The sequence below is a fragment of the Cycloclasticus sp. PY97N genome (assembly GCF_002443175.1).
GTDB lineage: Bacteria > Pseudomonadota > Gammaproteobacteria > Methylococcales > Cycloclasticaceae > Cycloclasticus > Cycloclasticus pugetii.
Map to the genome: position 1 here is coordinate 341107 of NZ_CP023664.1, position 14496 is coordinate 355602.

Genomic DNA, 14496 nt, shown 5'->3' on the forward strand with positions numbered 1-14496 from the left:
AATCTGTATGTGTTTTTAACGAGACCACTAAATGAGTTGAATGATGTTAAAATCAACAGCTTATACCCACATAGTTAGAGTTATGTTACATCCAAATAGATTTGACGTTATTGTTATTGGCGGTGGTCACGCCGGCACAGAAGCAGCATTGGCAGCCGCACGTACAGGTGCAAAAACATTGTTGCTAACACAGAATATCGAGACTCTGGGGCAGATGAGTTGTAACCCAGCGATTGGTGGCATCGGTAAGGGGCACTTGGTTAAAGAAGTGGATGCGCTTGGCGGTGTGATGGCAAAAGCAACGGATAAAGCAGGGATTCAGTTTCGCACATTGAATTCAAGTAAAGGCCCTGCGGTACGCGCAACACGAGCACAAGCAGACCGTTTGTTATATAAAAATGCCGTTAGAGAGACCCTAGAAAATCAAGAAAACTTGAGCTTGTTTCAGCAAACGGTGTCGGACCTTATTGTTGAGAATGACCGTGTGCAAGGCGTTGTAACGCAAATGGGACTAAAATTTAAAGCGGCAACCGTGGTGTTAACGGCGGGGACATTTTTGGGCGGGAGAATTCATATTGGTTTAGAGAATTATGAAGGTGGTCGTGCTGGTGATGCGCCATCAAATGCGTTGTCCAAACGATTACGCGCCTTGCCCTTTAATGTTGATCGATTAAAAACAGGTACGCCACCAAGGATAGATGGCCGAAGTATTGATTTTAGTGTTATGCAGGAGCAGCCGGGTGATACACCATTGCCAGTCTTTTCATTTATGGGGTCGGTAAAAGATCACCCGAAACAAATATCTTGTTATATCACCAGGACGAATGAGAAAGGTCACGATATTATCCGTTCAGGACTGGACCGGTCACCGATGTACACAGGGGTAATTGAGGGTGTTGGGCCAAGGTATTGCCCTTCAATCGAAGATAAGGTGATGCGTTTTGCAGATAAAGATTCACACCAGATATTTGTTGAGCCGGAAGGTTTAACTACAACAGAAGTGTACCCTAATGGTATTTCAACTAGTTTGCCATTTGATATTCAAGAGGCATTTATTAAAACGATTGCAGGGTTTGAGAATGCGCATATTGTGCGCCCCGGGTATGCGATTGAATATGATTTTTTTGACCCAAGGGATCTTAAATCATCGCTTGAAACAAAGCATATGCCAGGCTTGTTTTTTGCGGGACAAATTAATGGTACAACGGGTTATGAAGAAGCGGCAGCTCAAGGGTTGATTGCTGGTTTAAACGCAGCGCGCCAAGCAAGAGGGTTGGCACCTTGGTGTCCTCGTCGAGATGAGGCTTATATCGGCGTGATGATTGATGATTTGGTCACCAATGGCACGCTTGAGCCTTATCGTATGTTTACTAGCCGAGCAGAATACAGGCTGTTGCTACGTGAGGATAATGCCGATTTAAGGCTAACCGAATTAGGTTATCAGATGGGCTTGGTTAGTGAGGCGCAGTGGCAGAAATTTAATGTTAAAAGAGAGGCAATTGAGTTGGAGCAGGCGCGTTTAAAGGCGACTTGGGTTCAGCCGAACACTGCGGCATCTAAAGATGCAAACGAATTCTTGAAAACGCCATTGCAACGCGAGGCTAACTTATTGGATTTGCTTCGTAGACCAGAGGTAAAGTATGAGAATATCGCTAATCTGCCGGATATCGAGAGCACTGTGGCTGATGACTCAGTTCGCAACCAAGTAGAAATACAAGCCAAGTACGCAGGTTATATAGACCGTCAGCAAACAGAAATTGCGCGGACGTTACGTTATGAGGAGCTTATTTTATCAGCGGAGGCTGACTATCGACAGGTTCCCGGGTTATCGTCTGAGGTCGTTGAAAAGCTCGATCGGCACAGGCCAGAGACATTGGGTCAAGCGAGTCGAATACAAGGGGTAACGCCGGCAGCTATTTCGTTGTTGTTGGTGCACTTGAAGAAGAAAAGTGGGTAACGTAGATGTTTAATGAAGCGCATAGGCTCCAATTAGAAAGAGGGCTTGCAGAAATGAAGATAGAGTTACCTTCGCAAAGCATTGCTAAAATGATTGATTTTCTCCGTATGATGGTGAAGTGGAATAAGGTATATAACCTATCTGCAATTAGAGAGCCCGAGCAAATGGTGAATATGCATTTATTGGATAGTTTAGCAGTGTTGCCTTTCTTACACGGAAAACGTTGTATTGATGTAGGCACTGGGGCTGGATTACCTGGTATCCCGCTAGCGCTTGCAAGGTCAGATATGCAGTTTGCACTACTTGATAGCAACTCAAAGAAAACGCGTTTTATTCAGCAAGCATGTATTGAGTTAGGGTTGGATCATGTATCGGTTCTAAACGAGCGTATTGAAGAGTATCAGCCAGAACAAAAATTTGATACGGTAACCGCACGGGCATTTACCTCAATGCCAAATTTATTAGTAAAGACACGTCATCTATTAGCGCTAGGGGGTAGGTTGCTGGCGATGAAATCAAAAGAAACGAAGGCGGTAGATAGTAAAGGGTTTCAGTTCAGTTGTGTAGAATCTCTAGTAATACCTGAACTCGAAGTGACGCGAAATCTTGTTATTTATACAGCTGTATAGTGGTATCAATATGATAAAGAAAGGTGTCTATTAGTGGCAAGAATAATAGCGGTTGCTAATCAAAAAGGTGGTGTGGGCAAAACAACGACAAGCATTAACTTGGCTGCATCTATGGCAGAACTTGGTCGGCGTGTTTTATTAGTTGATATGGATCCGCAAGGTAATGCGACTATGGGCAGTGGTGTTGATAAGCAAGATATCGAGCTGTCTTGTTATGATGTGCTATTGGAGGATTGCGATCCATTCCAAGCAGTAGTCAGTTCGCAAACAATTAAACATCAGGTGCTACCGAGCAATATGGACCTTGCAGGCGCCGAAGTTCATTTATTAGAGGCGGTTGACCGTGATCGCCGTTTAAAAAAAGCCATTGGTATATTAGCCGATAACTACGATTATATTTTTATTGACTGTCCTCCCTCGATGAACATGCTGACTATTAATGCGTTGGTTGCGGCTGATAGCGTATTGGTGCCTATGCAGTGTGAGTATTTTGCACTAGAAGGCTTGTCATCTTTAATGGATACATTAAAACAGGTGCAGGAAACCGTTAACAAAAATTTAAGTCTAGAAGGGCTTTTAAGGACGATGTTTGATGGGCGTAGCCGCCTGACTCGTGAAGTCAGTGAGCAGCTAACAGCGCACTTTTCAGATAGGTTATTTGAAACGATTGTGCCAAGAAATGTACGACTTGCCGAAGCGCCAAGTTTTGGCTTGCCCGCTATTCTTTACGATAAAAGTTCCCGCGGGGCGCAGGCTTATATGGATCTGGCGCGTGAACTAGACGAAAAACACTACTAGGATTTAAGAATGTCTACAAAGAAAAGAGGGTTGGGCCGCGGGTTAGATGCATTGTTGAGTCATCCAAAGGTAGGTGGTCATGCAAAGGAAACTAAAAAACTTCCAATAGATTTATTACAGCGTGGTAAATACCAACCAAGAACAGAGTTTGATCCGGTTCAACTGCAAGAGTTAGCCGATTCAATCAGTGCGCAAGGCATTATTCAGCCAATTGTTGTGCGGCCTATTAGTGGTAATAATTATGAAATTTTGGCCGGCGAACGACGCTGGCGTGCTGCGCAATTAGCCGGTCTGCAAGATGTTGAGGTAGTTATTAATGATGTAGATGATCGTGCTGCAATAGCCATTTCATTGATTGAAAATATTCAACGAGAAAATTTAAATATTCTGGATGAGTCAGAGGCTTTGCAGCGACTAATCAATGAGTTTGAGATGACGCATCAGCAGGCAGCGGATGCAGTAGGAAGATCAAGGGCAGCGGTCAGTAATTTATTGCGTTTATTAGAATTAGGCCAGGAGGCAAAAGAAAGCCTTCGAGCTGGAAAAATCGAAATGGGGCACGGAAGAGCGTTATTAGCATTAAATGAATCGCAACAATCAACCATGGTTAATAAAGTAGTGGTTGGTGGCTTGTCGGTGCGCGCAACAGAAGCAATGGTAAAGCGAGCGCTAAAAAGCGGCGAAGAAAAGAAAAATGCTCTAGTGAAAGACCCTGACGTTGAAAGGCTGGAGCAAGATATATCAGAAAAACTAGGCGCTAAGGTGAAGATTAGCCACTCTAGTAAAGGGGATGGGAAGATAATAATTCAATTTTCATCATTGGATGAATTAGAGGGTGTGTTAGGTCATTTTAAATAAACTTGACTGTGAGGTGCAGCAAAAATTATAATGGGCGGCTGAATGCGACGGGCATTATAAAATGAAAGCTCAGTCTAAAATTGTTGTTTACCAGTTAGCTTTGATTTTCGTGGTTGCAATTACAGGGTATGCCTTGTATTCAGAACAGTTTGATTTAAAAGCAGTGTTGTACGGTGGATTTATATCGGTAACGGCATCTATAGTGATGGCGGTTAGGTTAAGTCAAGCAGTAAAAAGTGCGCAAAAAGGCAGTAAGCGCGGCGGATTTTATGTTTATTTAGGCGTGATAGAGCGATTATTGATTGCCATCGCGCTTTTTGGTGCGGGGCTTATGTGGTTTGAAATGAGTCCTGTTTATACAATGGTAGGGCTGGTTGTGGGTCAAGTAGGGTTTATACTTGGCGGATTTAGAGTGAAAGAATAAGAGAGAAACTATGGCAGGCGAAAACCTTACGTCATCAGAATATATTAAGCATCACTTAACCAATTTAACATATGGGCAGCACCCAGATGGGACTTGGGGTATAGCATCTGGACAAGAAGCAGCGAAAGAGATGGGCTTTTGGGCGGTCAATATAGATACGCTAGGTGTCTCTGTGATTTTAGGTTGTTTGTTTCTTTTTCTCTTTAGAAAAGCAGCTTCTGCACCAACAACAGGCGTGCCAACTGGCTGGCAAAACTTTGTTGAGATGGTATTAGAGTTTATTGATGGTAGCGTAAAAGATAGTTTTAACGGTAGAAATCCAGTTATTGCGCCACTTGCATTAACGATTTTTGTATGGATTGTGCTAATGAATACGATGGATCTAGTGCCTGTTGACTATATCCCACATTTAGGACAGCTTGTCGGTATTCCTTACCTTAAAGTGGTACCAACAACCGACCCGAATTTAACTTTCTCATTAGCGTTAGCTGTATTTTTTCTTACAATTTACTACAGCATCAAAGTTAAAGGCCCTGGTGGGTTCTTTGCTGAGTTGGCCTTCCACCCATTCCCTAAATATATGATGCCATTTAATTTGCTTTTAGAATTGATCGCATTGATTTCAAAGCCAATTTCACTAGCACTGCGTTTATTTGGAAATATGTATGCAGGTGAGATGATCTTTATTCTTATTGCTTTATTACCACTGGGTGTACAGTGGACGCTGTCATTGCCATGGGCAATATTTCATATTTTAGTTGTTATATTACAAGCGTTTATATTTATGACGCTTACAATCGTGTACCTGAGTATGGCTCACGAAGAAAGTCATTAGTTTTTTATTAATTTTAGTAAACTCAATAGGAGAGAAAAATGGAAGATGTAGGTTTGATTTATTTAGCAGGTGCGTTATTAATGGGTATGGGTGCGATCGGCGCTGCAATTGGTATCAGCATGTTGGGTGGTCGTTTTATAGATGGTGCGGCTCGCCAACCTGAATTGATTCCTTTGTTACGTACGCAGTTCTTTATTGTTGTAGGTCTAATTGATGCGGTTCCAATGATTGCTGTTGGTATTTCTATGTACATTCTGTTTGCGGTCGTTGGTTAAATTAAACGAAGATTAACCCTAAACTAAGGTTTAATAATGAATATTAATGCAACCCTAATAGGCCAAACGATAGCATTTTTTATGTTCGTTTGGTTCTGCATGAAATTTGTATGGCCGCCTTTAATGGCAGCTATGGAAGAGCGGAAAAGCAAAATTGCTGAAGGCCTAGCGGCGGGCGAACGTGGAAAAAAGGAACATGAATTAGCTGAAAAACGAGCTAAAGAAGTGTTGCAAGAAGCGCGCGCTGAAGCGTCAGATATCATCAATTTAGCAAATGTACGTGCTGGAGAAATGGTTGAAGAGGCAAAAAGCAAAGCAGTTGAAGAAGCCGTAAAAGTAAAAAAAGGCGCGGAAGCTGAGATTGAGCAAGAAATTGCTAGTGCACGTGAAGCACTTCGCCAGCAGGTATCTGTTTTAGCCGTATCAGCAGCAGAGAAAATTATTAAAAGCGAAATCGATGCGTCCAAGCACCAAGCTATCATTGACGATATCAGTGGCAAATTAGGTGCGGTTTAATGGCTGAGTTAGCAGCGCTTGCGAGACCTTATGCTGAAGCTGTGTTCTTAATGGCTGATGAAAAAGGTGAGCTTGACCAGTGGTCAAAAATGTTAGGTTTTTTAAATCTAGTCATGAGCGACGAACAAGTCAAGAAGCTAATAGATAACCCAAAATTATCCAAAAATGATCTAGAAATTGCCATGACGGGTATTTGTGAAGGTCAAATGGATGCTAGAGGGCTCAATTTCGTTAAGCTACTGACTAAAAACAATCGCTTGTCATTAACCAGCGAAATTACCAGCCAGTACGAAATTAAAAAAGCTGAAAAATGCGGAGAGCTTGGTGTAAAAGTAATATCAGCCTTTCCTATGACTGACGAAGATAAGGCTAAGTTAAGTGTGTCTTTATCGGACTCGTTCGGCAAAAAAGTAACGATTAACGTTGAAGAGGATTCAAGCTTAATAGGCGGCATGATAATTCGTGCTGGTGATAAAGTGATTGACGGCTCTTTAAATAGTCAGATTAAACAATTGGCTAATAAGCTAAAATAGCAAAGGTAAAAACGATGCAATTAAATCCATCCGAGATAAGTGATCTTATCAAGAAAAAAATCGAAAACTTCGATACAGACGTAGAAGCTAAAACAGAAGGCACAATCGTTTCTTTAACAGACGGCATTGCTCGAGTACATGGCTTATCAGATGCTATGCAAGGTGAGATGTTAGAGTTTCCTGGCAATACATTTGGTATGGCACTTAACCTTGAAAGAGACTCTGTAGGGGTTGTTATCATGGGCTCATACCTGCACCTTTCAGAGGGTGACAGTGTAAAATGTACTGGTCGAATTTTAGAAGTTCCAACTGGTGAGGCAATGCTAGGTCGTGTAGTTGATGCATTAGGTAGCCCAATTGACGGTAAAGGAGCCATTAATGCTGAGTCATCATCACCAGTAGAGCGAATTGCACCAGGTGTGATTGCACGTCAATCAGTGGACGAACCAGTGCAAACAGGTTTGAAATCAATTGATGCAATGATTCCATTAGGTCGTGGCCAACGTGAATTAATTATCGGCGACAGACAAACTGGAAAAACAGCCATCGCTATTGATGCAATTATCAATCAAAAAGGCACAGGTATTAAGTGTATCTATGTTGCGATTGGTCAAAAACAGTCTTCAATTGCAAATGTTGTTAGAAAACTTGAAGAGCATGGCGCGATGGATCACACAATTGTGGTCAATGCGGGTGCAGCTGATTCGCCAGCACTACAATTTATTGCACCATACGCTGGTTGTGCAATGGGCGAGTATTTCCGTGATAAGGGCGAAGATGCGTTAATCATTTATGATGATTTAACAAAACAAGCATGGGCGTATCGTCAAATTTCATTATTACTTCGTCGTCCACCAGGACGTGAAGCATACCCAGGAGATGTCTTTTATCTTCACTCTAGACTATTAGAGCGTGCAGCTAGAATTAATGTTGAAGAAGTTGAGAGACTAACAGATGGTAAAGTTAAAGGTAAAACAGGCTCATTAACCGCCTTACCTATTATTGAAACTCAAGCTGGTGACGTTTCTGCATTTGTTCCTACCAACGTTATTTCTATTACTGATGGTCAAATTTTCTTAGAAACAGATTTATTTAATGCGGGTATTAGACCAGCGGTTAATGCTGGCTTGTCTGTCTCTCGTGTGGGTGGCGCAGCGCAAACTAAATCAGTTAAGAAGCTAGGCGGTGGTACACGTCTTGATTTGGCTCAGTATCGTGAATTGGCAGCCTTTGCACAGTTTGCATCAGATCTTGATGCGGCGACTAAAGCGCAAATTGATCGTGGAATTCGTGTGACTGAATTGATGAAACAAAATCAGTATGCGCCATTAAGTGTGCCTCAAATGTCGATTTCATTGTTTGCAGCTAATGAAGGTTTTATTGACGCAGTTGATGTTGATAAAGTACTAGATTTTGAAGCAGCTCTTCATGGTTTTATGGAAAGAGAAAAGGCTGATCTTGTTGCAGCAATTGGTGATGAAGGTCACTATAACGATGAGATTATTGCTGACTTGAAGTCTTCTATCGAAGAGTTTGTAAACACACAAACCTGGTAAGCGAGAAAAGCGATGGCAGTTGGAAAAGAAATTAAGACCAAGATTGCGAGTGTTCAAAGTACACAAAAAATAACACGCGCAATGGAAATGGTCGCCGCAAGTAAAATGCGTAAAACACAAGAGCGTGTTTTTGCGGCTCGTCCATATGCTAAAAAAATAGGGCAGGTTATACGTCATTTGGCTCAGGCTAGAACCGAATATAAGCACCCTTATTTGGCAGATAGAGAATGTAAGCGCGTTGGCATCATATTAATCAGCAGTGATCGTGGATTATGTGGTGGTTTGAACTCAAATTTATTTCGTAAGTTTGTAGGTCAGCTGAAAACCTGGGATGAAGAAGGTGTTGATGTTGTTATGGCATCAATCGGCTCTAAAGGCGAAGGGTTTTTAGGCCGGTTAGGTGGTAACGTTCTTGGCTCTGTGACTCATATCGGTGAGACACCATCGTTAGAAGACATTATCGGTGTTGTTAAAAGCATGTTAGATGAATATGACGAAGGTAATATTGATCGTTTTTATATAGCGCATAATGACTATGTAAACACAATGACTCAAACACCAGAAATCACTCAGCTACTGCCTGTATACACAGAAGAGTTAGATGATGAACTTACACATCATTGGGACTATATCTATGAACCAGATGCAAAAGAAGTATTGGATCAATTATTGGTTAGATACATCGAATCGTTGGTATACCAAGGGCTATTAGAAAATAATGCTTGTGAGCAAGCAGCTCGAATGGTTGCTATGAAAAGTGCATCCGACAACGCAGGTACATTAATTGATGAATTGCAGCTGATTTATAACAAAGCAAGGCAAGCAGCAATTACACAAGAACTATCGGAAATCGTTGCTGGTGCAGCAGCGGTATAGAAAAATTTTAAATTAAGAATATTGAGGAACTGATATGAGCTCAGGTGTTATCGTTCAAATTATTGGCGCGGTTGTTGACGTGGAATTTCCACGTGATGCTATACCGAAAGTATATGACGCACTCCTTGTAAAGGAAGTGGGTTTAACACTAGAAGTACAACAGCAGATTGGCGACGGTGTTGTTCGTACCATTGCTATGGGTACAACAGACGGTGTTAAAAGGGGCTTAGATGTAACGAATACTGGTGAAGCAATTCAAGTACCAGTAGGAACTAAAACATTAGGTCGTATTATGAATGTTCTAGGTGAACCGATTGATGAAAAAGGACCAATTGGTGAAGAAGAACGCTGGGGTATTCACCGTACAGCGCCTTCTTATGAAGAACAAGCAGCATCAAATGATATCTTAGAAACAGGTATTAAAGTTATTGACTTAGTTTGCCCGTTTGCAAAAGGTGGTAAAGTTGGTTTGTTTGGTGGTGCTGGTGTTGGTAAAACCGTTAATATGATGGAGTTGATCCGTAACATCGCGATTGAACATAGCGGCTATTCAGTATTTGCTGGTGTGGGTGAACGTACTCGTGAAGGAAATGATTTCTATCATGAGATGACCGATTCAAACGTTATTGATAAAGTATCGTTAGTTTACGGACAGATGAATGAGCCTCCAGGAAACAGATTACGTGTTGCTTTAACAGGCTTAACGATGGCTGAGAAATTTCGTGCGGACGGCAGTGATGTTTTATTGTTTATTGATAACATTTATCGTTACACATTAGCTGGAACAGAAGTGTCTGCGCTATTGGGACGCATGCCTTCAGCGGTGGGTTATCAACCTAACCTTGCTGAAGAAATGGGTGTATTCCAAGAACGTATTACATCAACCCGTGAAGGTTCAATTACCTCCATTCAAGCGGTTTATGTTCCTGCGGATGATTTAACCGATCCATCGCCTGCAACGACATTTGCTCACTTGGATGCGACTGTTGTGTTATCACGTCAAATTGCTGAACTAGGTATTTACCCTGCTATTGACCCATTAGATTCTACAAGTCGTCAATTAGACCCATTAGTGATTGGTGAAGAGCATTATCAAGTGGCTCGTGATGTTCAAGGTACGCTGCAACGTTATAAAGAATTAAGAGATATTATTGCTATTCTGGGTATGGATGAATTATCAGAAGAAGATAAATTATCGGTTGCTCGTGCACGTAAAATTCAACGTTTCTTATCACAACCATTCTTTGTGGCTGAGGTGTTTACAGGTTCACCTGGTAAATACGTTTCACTTAAAGATACTATTGCAGGTTTTAAAGGTATTATTGCAGGTGATTACGATCATATTCCTGAGCAAGCATTCTATATGTCAGGAACGATTGACGAAGTGATTGAAAAACACGCTAAGCAAGCAGCTTAAATTAAGGGGCCAAAATGAGCATGACAATTCATGTCGACATTGTAAGTGCAGAAGCTTCCATTTTTTCTGGATTAGCTGAAATGGTTTTCGCTCCGGGTGAACTGGGTGAACTGGGTATTGCGCCACGGCATGCGCCACTTGTTACTCGACTTAAACCGGGTGAGGTTCGTGTGAATACTGGTAAAGTTGAGTTGGATTTCTTTATTTCAGGTGGTATTCTCGAGATTCAACCTCATCTAGTGACGGTTCTTGCTGATACAGCAGTTAGAGCGGATGACTTAGATGAAGCAAAAGCGTTGGCAGCCAAGAAACAAGCTGAAGAGGTATTAGCAAATAAAACATCTGATATTGATTTTGCTAAGGCTCAAGCAGAGTTAGCTGAAGCTGCAGCACAGTTACAGGCAATTAGCCGGTTAAGGAAAACACGTTAAGCTTGGTTTAAATAAGTTACTAAGTGAAGTTACCGTTTGTGTAGCAGATCGTTGGATATAAAAATAAAACCCGTCCATAGGCGGGTTTTTTTATACCTGTTAAACTAGGGCTTGATCTGGAAATATTATCAAAATGAATATAAAAACCATCGTATTAGCCGCGGGCAAAGGCACGCGGATGAAGTCGAATAAAGCAAAAGTGTTGCATCAAATTGGTGGAAAACCAATGTTACAGCACGTTATTGAGTCAGCTAGACCATTGAGCAGTGAGGTTGTTGTTGTTTATGGTCATAATGGCGAAGAGGTTAAAAAGAAACATTCGCAGTTTGATATTCATTGGGTTGAACAAACCGAACAATTGGGAACAGGCCATGCAGTCAAGCAGGCATCAAATAACATAGCTGAAGACGATATTGTATTAATTTTATATGGCGATGTGCCATTAATTAACAGCTCTACACTGCATAAGTTGATTACACAGGTTGGTACTAAGTCTATGTCTTTATTAACAGTAACACTCAAAAACCCAATGGGTTACGGGCGAATCGTTAGAGAGGGTAATAAGGTTTGTAAGATAGTTGAGCAGAAAGATGCGACAGATGTTCAATTAAAAATTAATGAGGTTAATACCGGCATTATGGCGGTTCATGGGAAGCATTTAGTAAACTGGTTGGGGAAATTAAATAATAGTAATGCTCAGGGAGAATATTACTTAACAGATATTATTGAAATGGCGGTTACTGAAGGTGTTAGCGTTAATACAGTACAGGCTTTAGATGAATTTGAAGTACAAGGTGTTAATTCAAAAATACAACTTAATGAACTTGAGAGATATTATCAACTGTGTAAGGCAAAAGCGTTAATGAACTTAGGCGCTACACTTGCAGATAAGTCGAGGATAGATGTCCGAGGCGAATTGACGTTAGCCGGTAATGACGTTTATATAGATATCAATAATGTTTTTATAGGGGCAGTTAGCTTAGGTAGTAATGTACATATTGGGCCAAATTGCGTGATTGAAAATGCGATTATTGCTGATGGTGTTGTCATTAAAGCTAATTCTGTATTAGAAAATTGTGTTGTCGGTGAAAATAGTACAATCGGCCCCTTTGCTCGACTTCGTCCGGGTGCAGAGCTGGCAAAAGGTGTGCATATCGGCAACTTTGTTGAAGTGAAAAAAGCAACTATTGATGAGGGATCAAAGGTAAACCACTTAAGTTATATTGGTGATGCTGAAATTGGTAAATTCGTTAATGTTGGCGCCGGTACCATTACATGTAATTACGACGGAGTTAATAAACATAAAACCGCTATCAAAGATGGTGCATTTATTGGCTCTGGCACACAACTAGTTGCCCCGGTTACAGTAGAGGAAGGGGCTACGTTAGGTGCCGGGACAACTCTGTCAAAAGATGCGCCCGCTAATGCCCTAACAGTGACTCGTGCAAAACAAATAACATTAAATGGCTGGAAGAAGCCGATGAAGGATTAAAAGGGCTTGTATGTGTGGAATAGTAGGTGCGGTATCACAACGAGATATCACAAATATTTTAGTAAAAGGCCTTCAAAGGCTGGAGTACCGTGGCTATGACTCGGCGGGCGTTTGTATCGTTACGGATAATGATGAACTCGAAAGGCGCCGCACCGTAGGCAAGGTAAAAAACCTTGAAAAGTTAATTGAGGCTCAGCCTTTATCGGGCTTTTGCGGTATTGCTCATACCCGCTGGGCAACGCATGGTGTTCCTTCAGAAACTAATGCACACCCGCATATGTGTGCTGACGTTGCACTGGTGCATAATGGCATTATTGAAAATTATGAAGTATTACGTAAGCAGCAATTAGAAACAGGCCATCAATTTGATTCAGACACTGATACAGAAGTGATTGTTCATGCTGTGTCTGATGCATATAAAAAAACCAATGATTTGCTGACTTCAGTTCAAAAAACAGTTGAGTCATTAGAGGGCGCCTATGCATTGGGCGTTGTTGAAAAAGGTAATAATGATCATTTAATAGCAGTAAGAAAAGGCAGCCCCTTGGTGATTGGTATTGGCAATAACGAACATTTTATTGCCTCTGATGTTTTTGCTTTGTTGGGAGAAGCAGAGCACTTTATTTATTTAGAAGATGGTGATGTGGCAGACATTACTCATAAGGGTGTGGCGATATACGATGCCAAGGGCCGGCAGGTTAAGCGCAAAATTAATAAAACAAAATTACAAGTTAATGATGCTGGTATAGGGGAGTATGACCACTACATGCAAAAAGAAATTTTTGAGCAGGCAGCGGTACTTAAACAAACCCTTGAAGGACGTATCGCAAATGGGCGATTATTATCAGATTGTTTTGGCAAAGATGCTGAGGAGGCGTTCAGAAGCATTGAAGAAGTCCAAATTGTGGCCTGTGGAACTAGTTTTCATGCAGGGCTGGTAGCAAAGTACTGGTTTGAATCAGTGGCTGGCCTACCTTGTCATATCGAAGTGGCGAGTGAGTTTAGATACAGGCCACATATTGTTATTAGGAAAACATTGTTTGTCACGATTTCACAGTCAGGAGAAACGGCGGATACTCTGGCTGCTCTCCAAGCCGCCTCGGATATTGGTTATGCACATACATTAACGATTTGTAATGTTCCTGAAAGTTCATTAGTTAGAGAATCCGAATGGGCATTGATGACGAAAGCAGGGCCAGAAATAGGTGTGGCATCAACAAAAGCATTTACCACACAATTAACAGCATTGTTGCTACTGGTTATAGCGTTGGGCAAGCACCATAAAATTGATGATAAAAAAGAGATAGAAATCGTCAGGCAATTAGAAGTATTACCAGAACAAGTGGCGGAAGTACTTCGTCTTGAGCCAGACATTATTGAGTTTGCAAAGCAGTTTAGTAATAAACACCATGCATTATTTTTGGGCCGTGGCGAGCAATACCCCGTTGCAATGGAAGGTGCCTTGAAGCTTAAAGAGATTTCTTATATCCATGCAGAAGCTTACCCAGCAGGTGAGTTAAAGCATGGGCCATTAGCACTTGTTGATGACCAAATGCCGGTTGTTGCTGTGGCGCCAAACAATGATTTATTAGAAAAGCTGAAGTCCAACCTGCAAGAAGTGCAGGCTAGAGGGGGCGAGTTGTTTGTTTTTGCTGATACACATGCAATATTTGAAGAGGTAAAGGGGTTAAAAATTATTCGAGTATCAGAGATTAATGAAATAGTTGCTCCCATTATTTATACGGTACCGCTGCAATTATTGGCCTACCATGTCGCGGTTATTAAAGGAACCGATGTCGACCAACCGCGTAACCTTGCCAAATCAGTAACGGTTGAATAAGGAGTAAATAAAATTGATCAGCGTCAATTTTTTGAGAAAAATTTCTAACAGCTGCTCGT

15 protein-coding genes are annotated in these 14496 nt (G+C 41.5%); all 15 read left to right on the forward strand.

The window, feature by feature from the left end:
* Positions 1 to 82: 82 nt before the first annotated feature.
* Positions 83 to 1957 carry a tRNA uridine-5-carboxymethylaminomethyl(34) synthesis enzyme MnmG gene (gene mnmG, locus CPC19_RS01725; RefSeq protein WP_015007017.1) on the forward strand — a complete coding sequence of 625 codons (1875 nt, stop codon included), beginning with the start codon at positions 83 to 85 and terminating at the stop codon, positions 1955 to 1957.
* A gap of 5 nt (positions 1958 to 1962) precedes the next feature.
* Entirely contained in the window at positions 1963 to 2586 is a 624-nt protein-coding gene (rsmG, locus tag CPC19_RS01730) for a 16S rRNA (guanine(527)-N(7))-methyltransferase RsmG (protein WP_016391033.1), read from the forward strand.
* A gap of 33 nt (positions 2587 to 2619) precedes the next feature.
* Positions 2620 to 3384, forward strand: a complete 765-nt coding sequence (locus CPC19_RS01735) for a ParA family protein (RefSeq protein ID WP_015007015.1) — start codon at positions 2620 to 2622, stop codon at positions 3382 to 3384.
* Positions 3385 to 3393: 9 nt separating this feature from the next.
* Positions 3394 to 4242: a ParB/RepB/Spo0J family partition protein gene (locus CPC19_RS01740; protein WP_016391034.1), complete on the forward strand. Its 849-nt coding sequence runs from the start codon at positions 3394 to 3396 to the stop codon at positions 4240 to 4242.
* 61 nt (positions 4243 to 4303) lie between these two features.
* Entirely contained in the window at positions 4304 to 4666 is a 363-nt protein-coding gene (locus CPC19_RS01745; RefSeq protein ID WP_015007013.1) for an ATP synthase subunit I, read from the forward strand.
* A gap of 10 nt (positions 4667 to 4676) precedes the next feature.
* On the forward strand, positions 4677 to 5501 hold the full coding sequence (gene atpB / locus CPC19_RS01750; RefSeq protein ID WP_015007012.1) for a F0F1 ATP synthase subunit A: 825 nt from the start codon (positions 4677 to 4679) through the stop codon (positions 5499 to 5501).
* Positions 5502 to 5539: 38 nt separating this feature from the next.
* Positions 5540 to 5776: a F0F1 ATP synthase subunit C gene (gene atpE / locus CPC19_RS01755; RefSeq protein ID WP_015007011.1), complete on the forward strand. Its 237-nt coding sequence runs from the start codon at positions 5540 to 5542 to the stop codon at positions 5774 to 5776.
* 36 nt (positions 5777 to 5812) lie between these two features.
* Positions 5813 to 6292, forward strand: a complete 480-nt coding sequence (locus tag CPC19_RS01760; protein ID WP_015007010.1) for a F0F1 ATP synthase subunit B — start codon at positions 5813 to 5815, stop codon at positions 6290 to 6292.
* Positions 6292 to 6825, forward strand: coding sequence for a F0F1 ATP synthase subunit delta (locus tag CPC19_RS01765; protein ID WP_016391035.1), 534 nt, complete (start codon positions 6292 to 6294; stop codon positions 6823 to 6825). The genes CPC19_RS01760 and CPC19_RS01765 overlap by 1 nt, the downstream gene beginning before the upstream one ends.
* Positions 6826 to 6839: 14 nt before the next feature.
* Complete coding sequence (gene atpA, locus CPC19_RS01770; protein WP_015007008.1) at positions 6840 to 8381, forward strand: F0F1 ATP synthase subunit alpha; 1542 nt, start codon at positions 6840 to 6842, stop codon at positions 8379 to 8381.
* Positions 8382 to 8393: 12 nt separating this feature from the next.
* Positions 8394 to 9257, forward strand: a complete 864-nt coding sequence (atpG, locus tag CPC19_RS01775) for a F0F1 ATP synthase subunit gamma (protein ID WP_015007007.1) — start codon at positions 8394 to 8396, stop codon at positions 9255 to 9257.
* A gap of 34 nt (positions 9258 to 9291) precedes the next feature.
* Entirely contained in the window at positions 9292 to 10674 is a 1383-nt protein-coding gene (gene atpD, locus CPC19_RS01780; RefSeq protein WP_015007006.1) for a F0F1 ATP synthase subunit beta, read from the forward strand.
* Positions 10675 to 10688: 14 nt separating this feature from the next.
* Positions 10689 to 11105 (forward strand): F0F1 ATP synthase subunit epsilon, encoded by a 417-nt coding sequence (locus tag CPC19_RS01785; protein ID WP_015007005.1) that lies wholly within the window; start codon positions 10689 to 10691, stop codon positions 11103 to 11105.
* 133 nt (positions 11106 to 11238) lie between these two features.
* Entirely contained in the window at positions 11239 to 12597 is a 1359-nt protein-coding gene (gene glmU, locus CPC19_RS01790) for a bifunctional UDP-N-acetylglucosamine diphosphorylase/glucosamine-1-phosphate N-acetyltransferase GlmU (protein WP_016391036.1), read from the forward strand.
* Between the two features lie 10 nt (positions 12598 to 12607).
* Positions 12608 to 14437: a glutamine--fructose-6-phosphate transaminase (isomerizing) gene (glmS, locus tag CPC19_RS01795; protein ID WP_016391037.1), complete on the forward strand. Its 1830-nt coding sequence runs from the start codon at positions 12608 to 12610 to the stop codon at positions 14435 to 14437.
* The last annotated feature ends 59 nt before the right edge of the window (positions 14438 to 14496 follow it).

Excerpts from the sequence above, each read along its gene's own strand:
- mnmG (WP_015007017.1), top strand. The coding sequence starts at position 83 with ATGTTACATCCAAATAGATTTGACGTTATTGTTATTGGCGGTGGTCAC.
- rsmG (WP_016391033.1), top strand. The coding sequence starts at position 1,963 with ATGTTTAATGAAGCGCATAGGCTCCAATTAGAAAGAGGGCTTGCAGAA.
- CPC19_RS01740 (WP_016391034.1), top strand. The coding sequence starts at position 3,394 with ATGTCTACAAAGAAAAGAGGGTTGGGCCGCGGGTTAGATGCATTGTTG.
- CPC19_RS01745 (WP_015007013.1), top strand. The coding sequence starts at position 4,304 with ATGAAAGCTCAGTCTAAAATTGTTGTTTACCAGTTAGCTTTGATTTTC.
- atpB (WP_015007012.1), top strand. The coding sequence starts at position 4,677 with ATGGCAGGCGAAAACCTTACGTCATCAGAATATATTAAGCATCACTTA.
- atpE (WP_015007011.1), top strand. The coding sequence starts at position 5,540 with ATGGAAGATGTAGGTTTGATTTATTTAGCAGGTGCGTTATTAATGGGT.
- CPC19_RS01760 (WP_015007010.1), top strand. The coding sequence starts at position 5,813 with ATGAATATTAATGCAACCCTAATAGGCCAAACGATAGCATTTTTTATG.
- CPC19_RS01765 (WP_016391035.1), top strand. The coding sequence starts at position 6,292 with ATGGCTGAGTTAGCAGCGCTTGCGAGACCTTATGCTGAAGCTGTGTTC.
- atpA (WP_015007008.1), top strand. The coding sequence starts at position 6,840 with ATGCAATTAAATCCATCCGAGATAAGTGATCTTATCAAGAAAAAAATC.
- atpG (WP_015007007.1), top strand. The coding sequence starts at position 8,394 with ATGGCAGTTGGAAAAGAAATTAAGACCAAGATTGCGAGTGTTCAAAGT.
- atpD (WP_015007006.1), top strand. The coding sequence starts at position 9,292 with ATGAGCTCAGGTGTTATCGTTCAAATTATTGGCGCGGTTGTTGACGTG.
- CPC19_RS01785 (WP_015007005.1), top strand. The coding sequence starts at position 10,689 with ATGAGCATGACAATTCATGTCGACATTGTAAGTGCAGAAGCTTCCATT.
- glmU (WP_016391036.1), top strand. The coding sequence starts at position 11,239 with ATGAATATAAAAACCATCGTATTAGCCGCGGGCAAAGGCACGCGGATG.
- glmS (WP_016391037.1), top strand. The coding sequence starts at position 12,608 with ATGTGTGGAATAGTAGGTGCGGTATCACAACGAGATATCACAAATATT.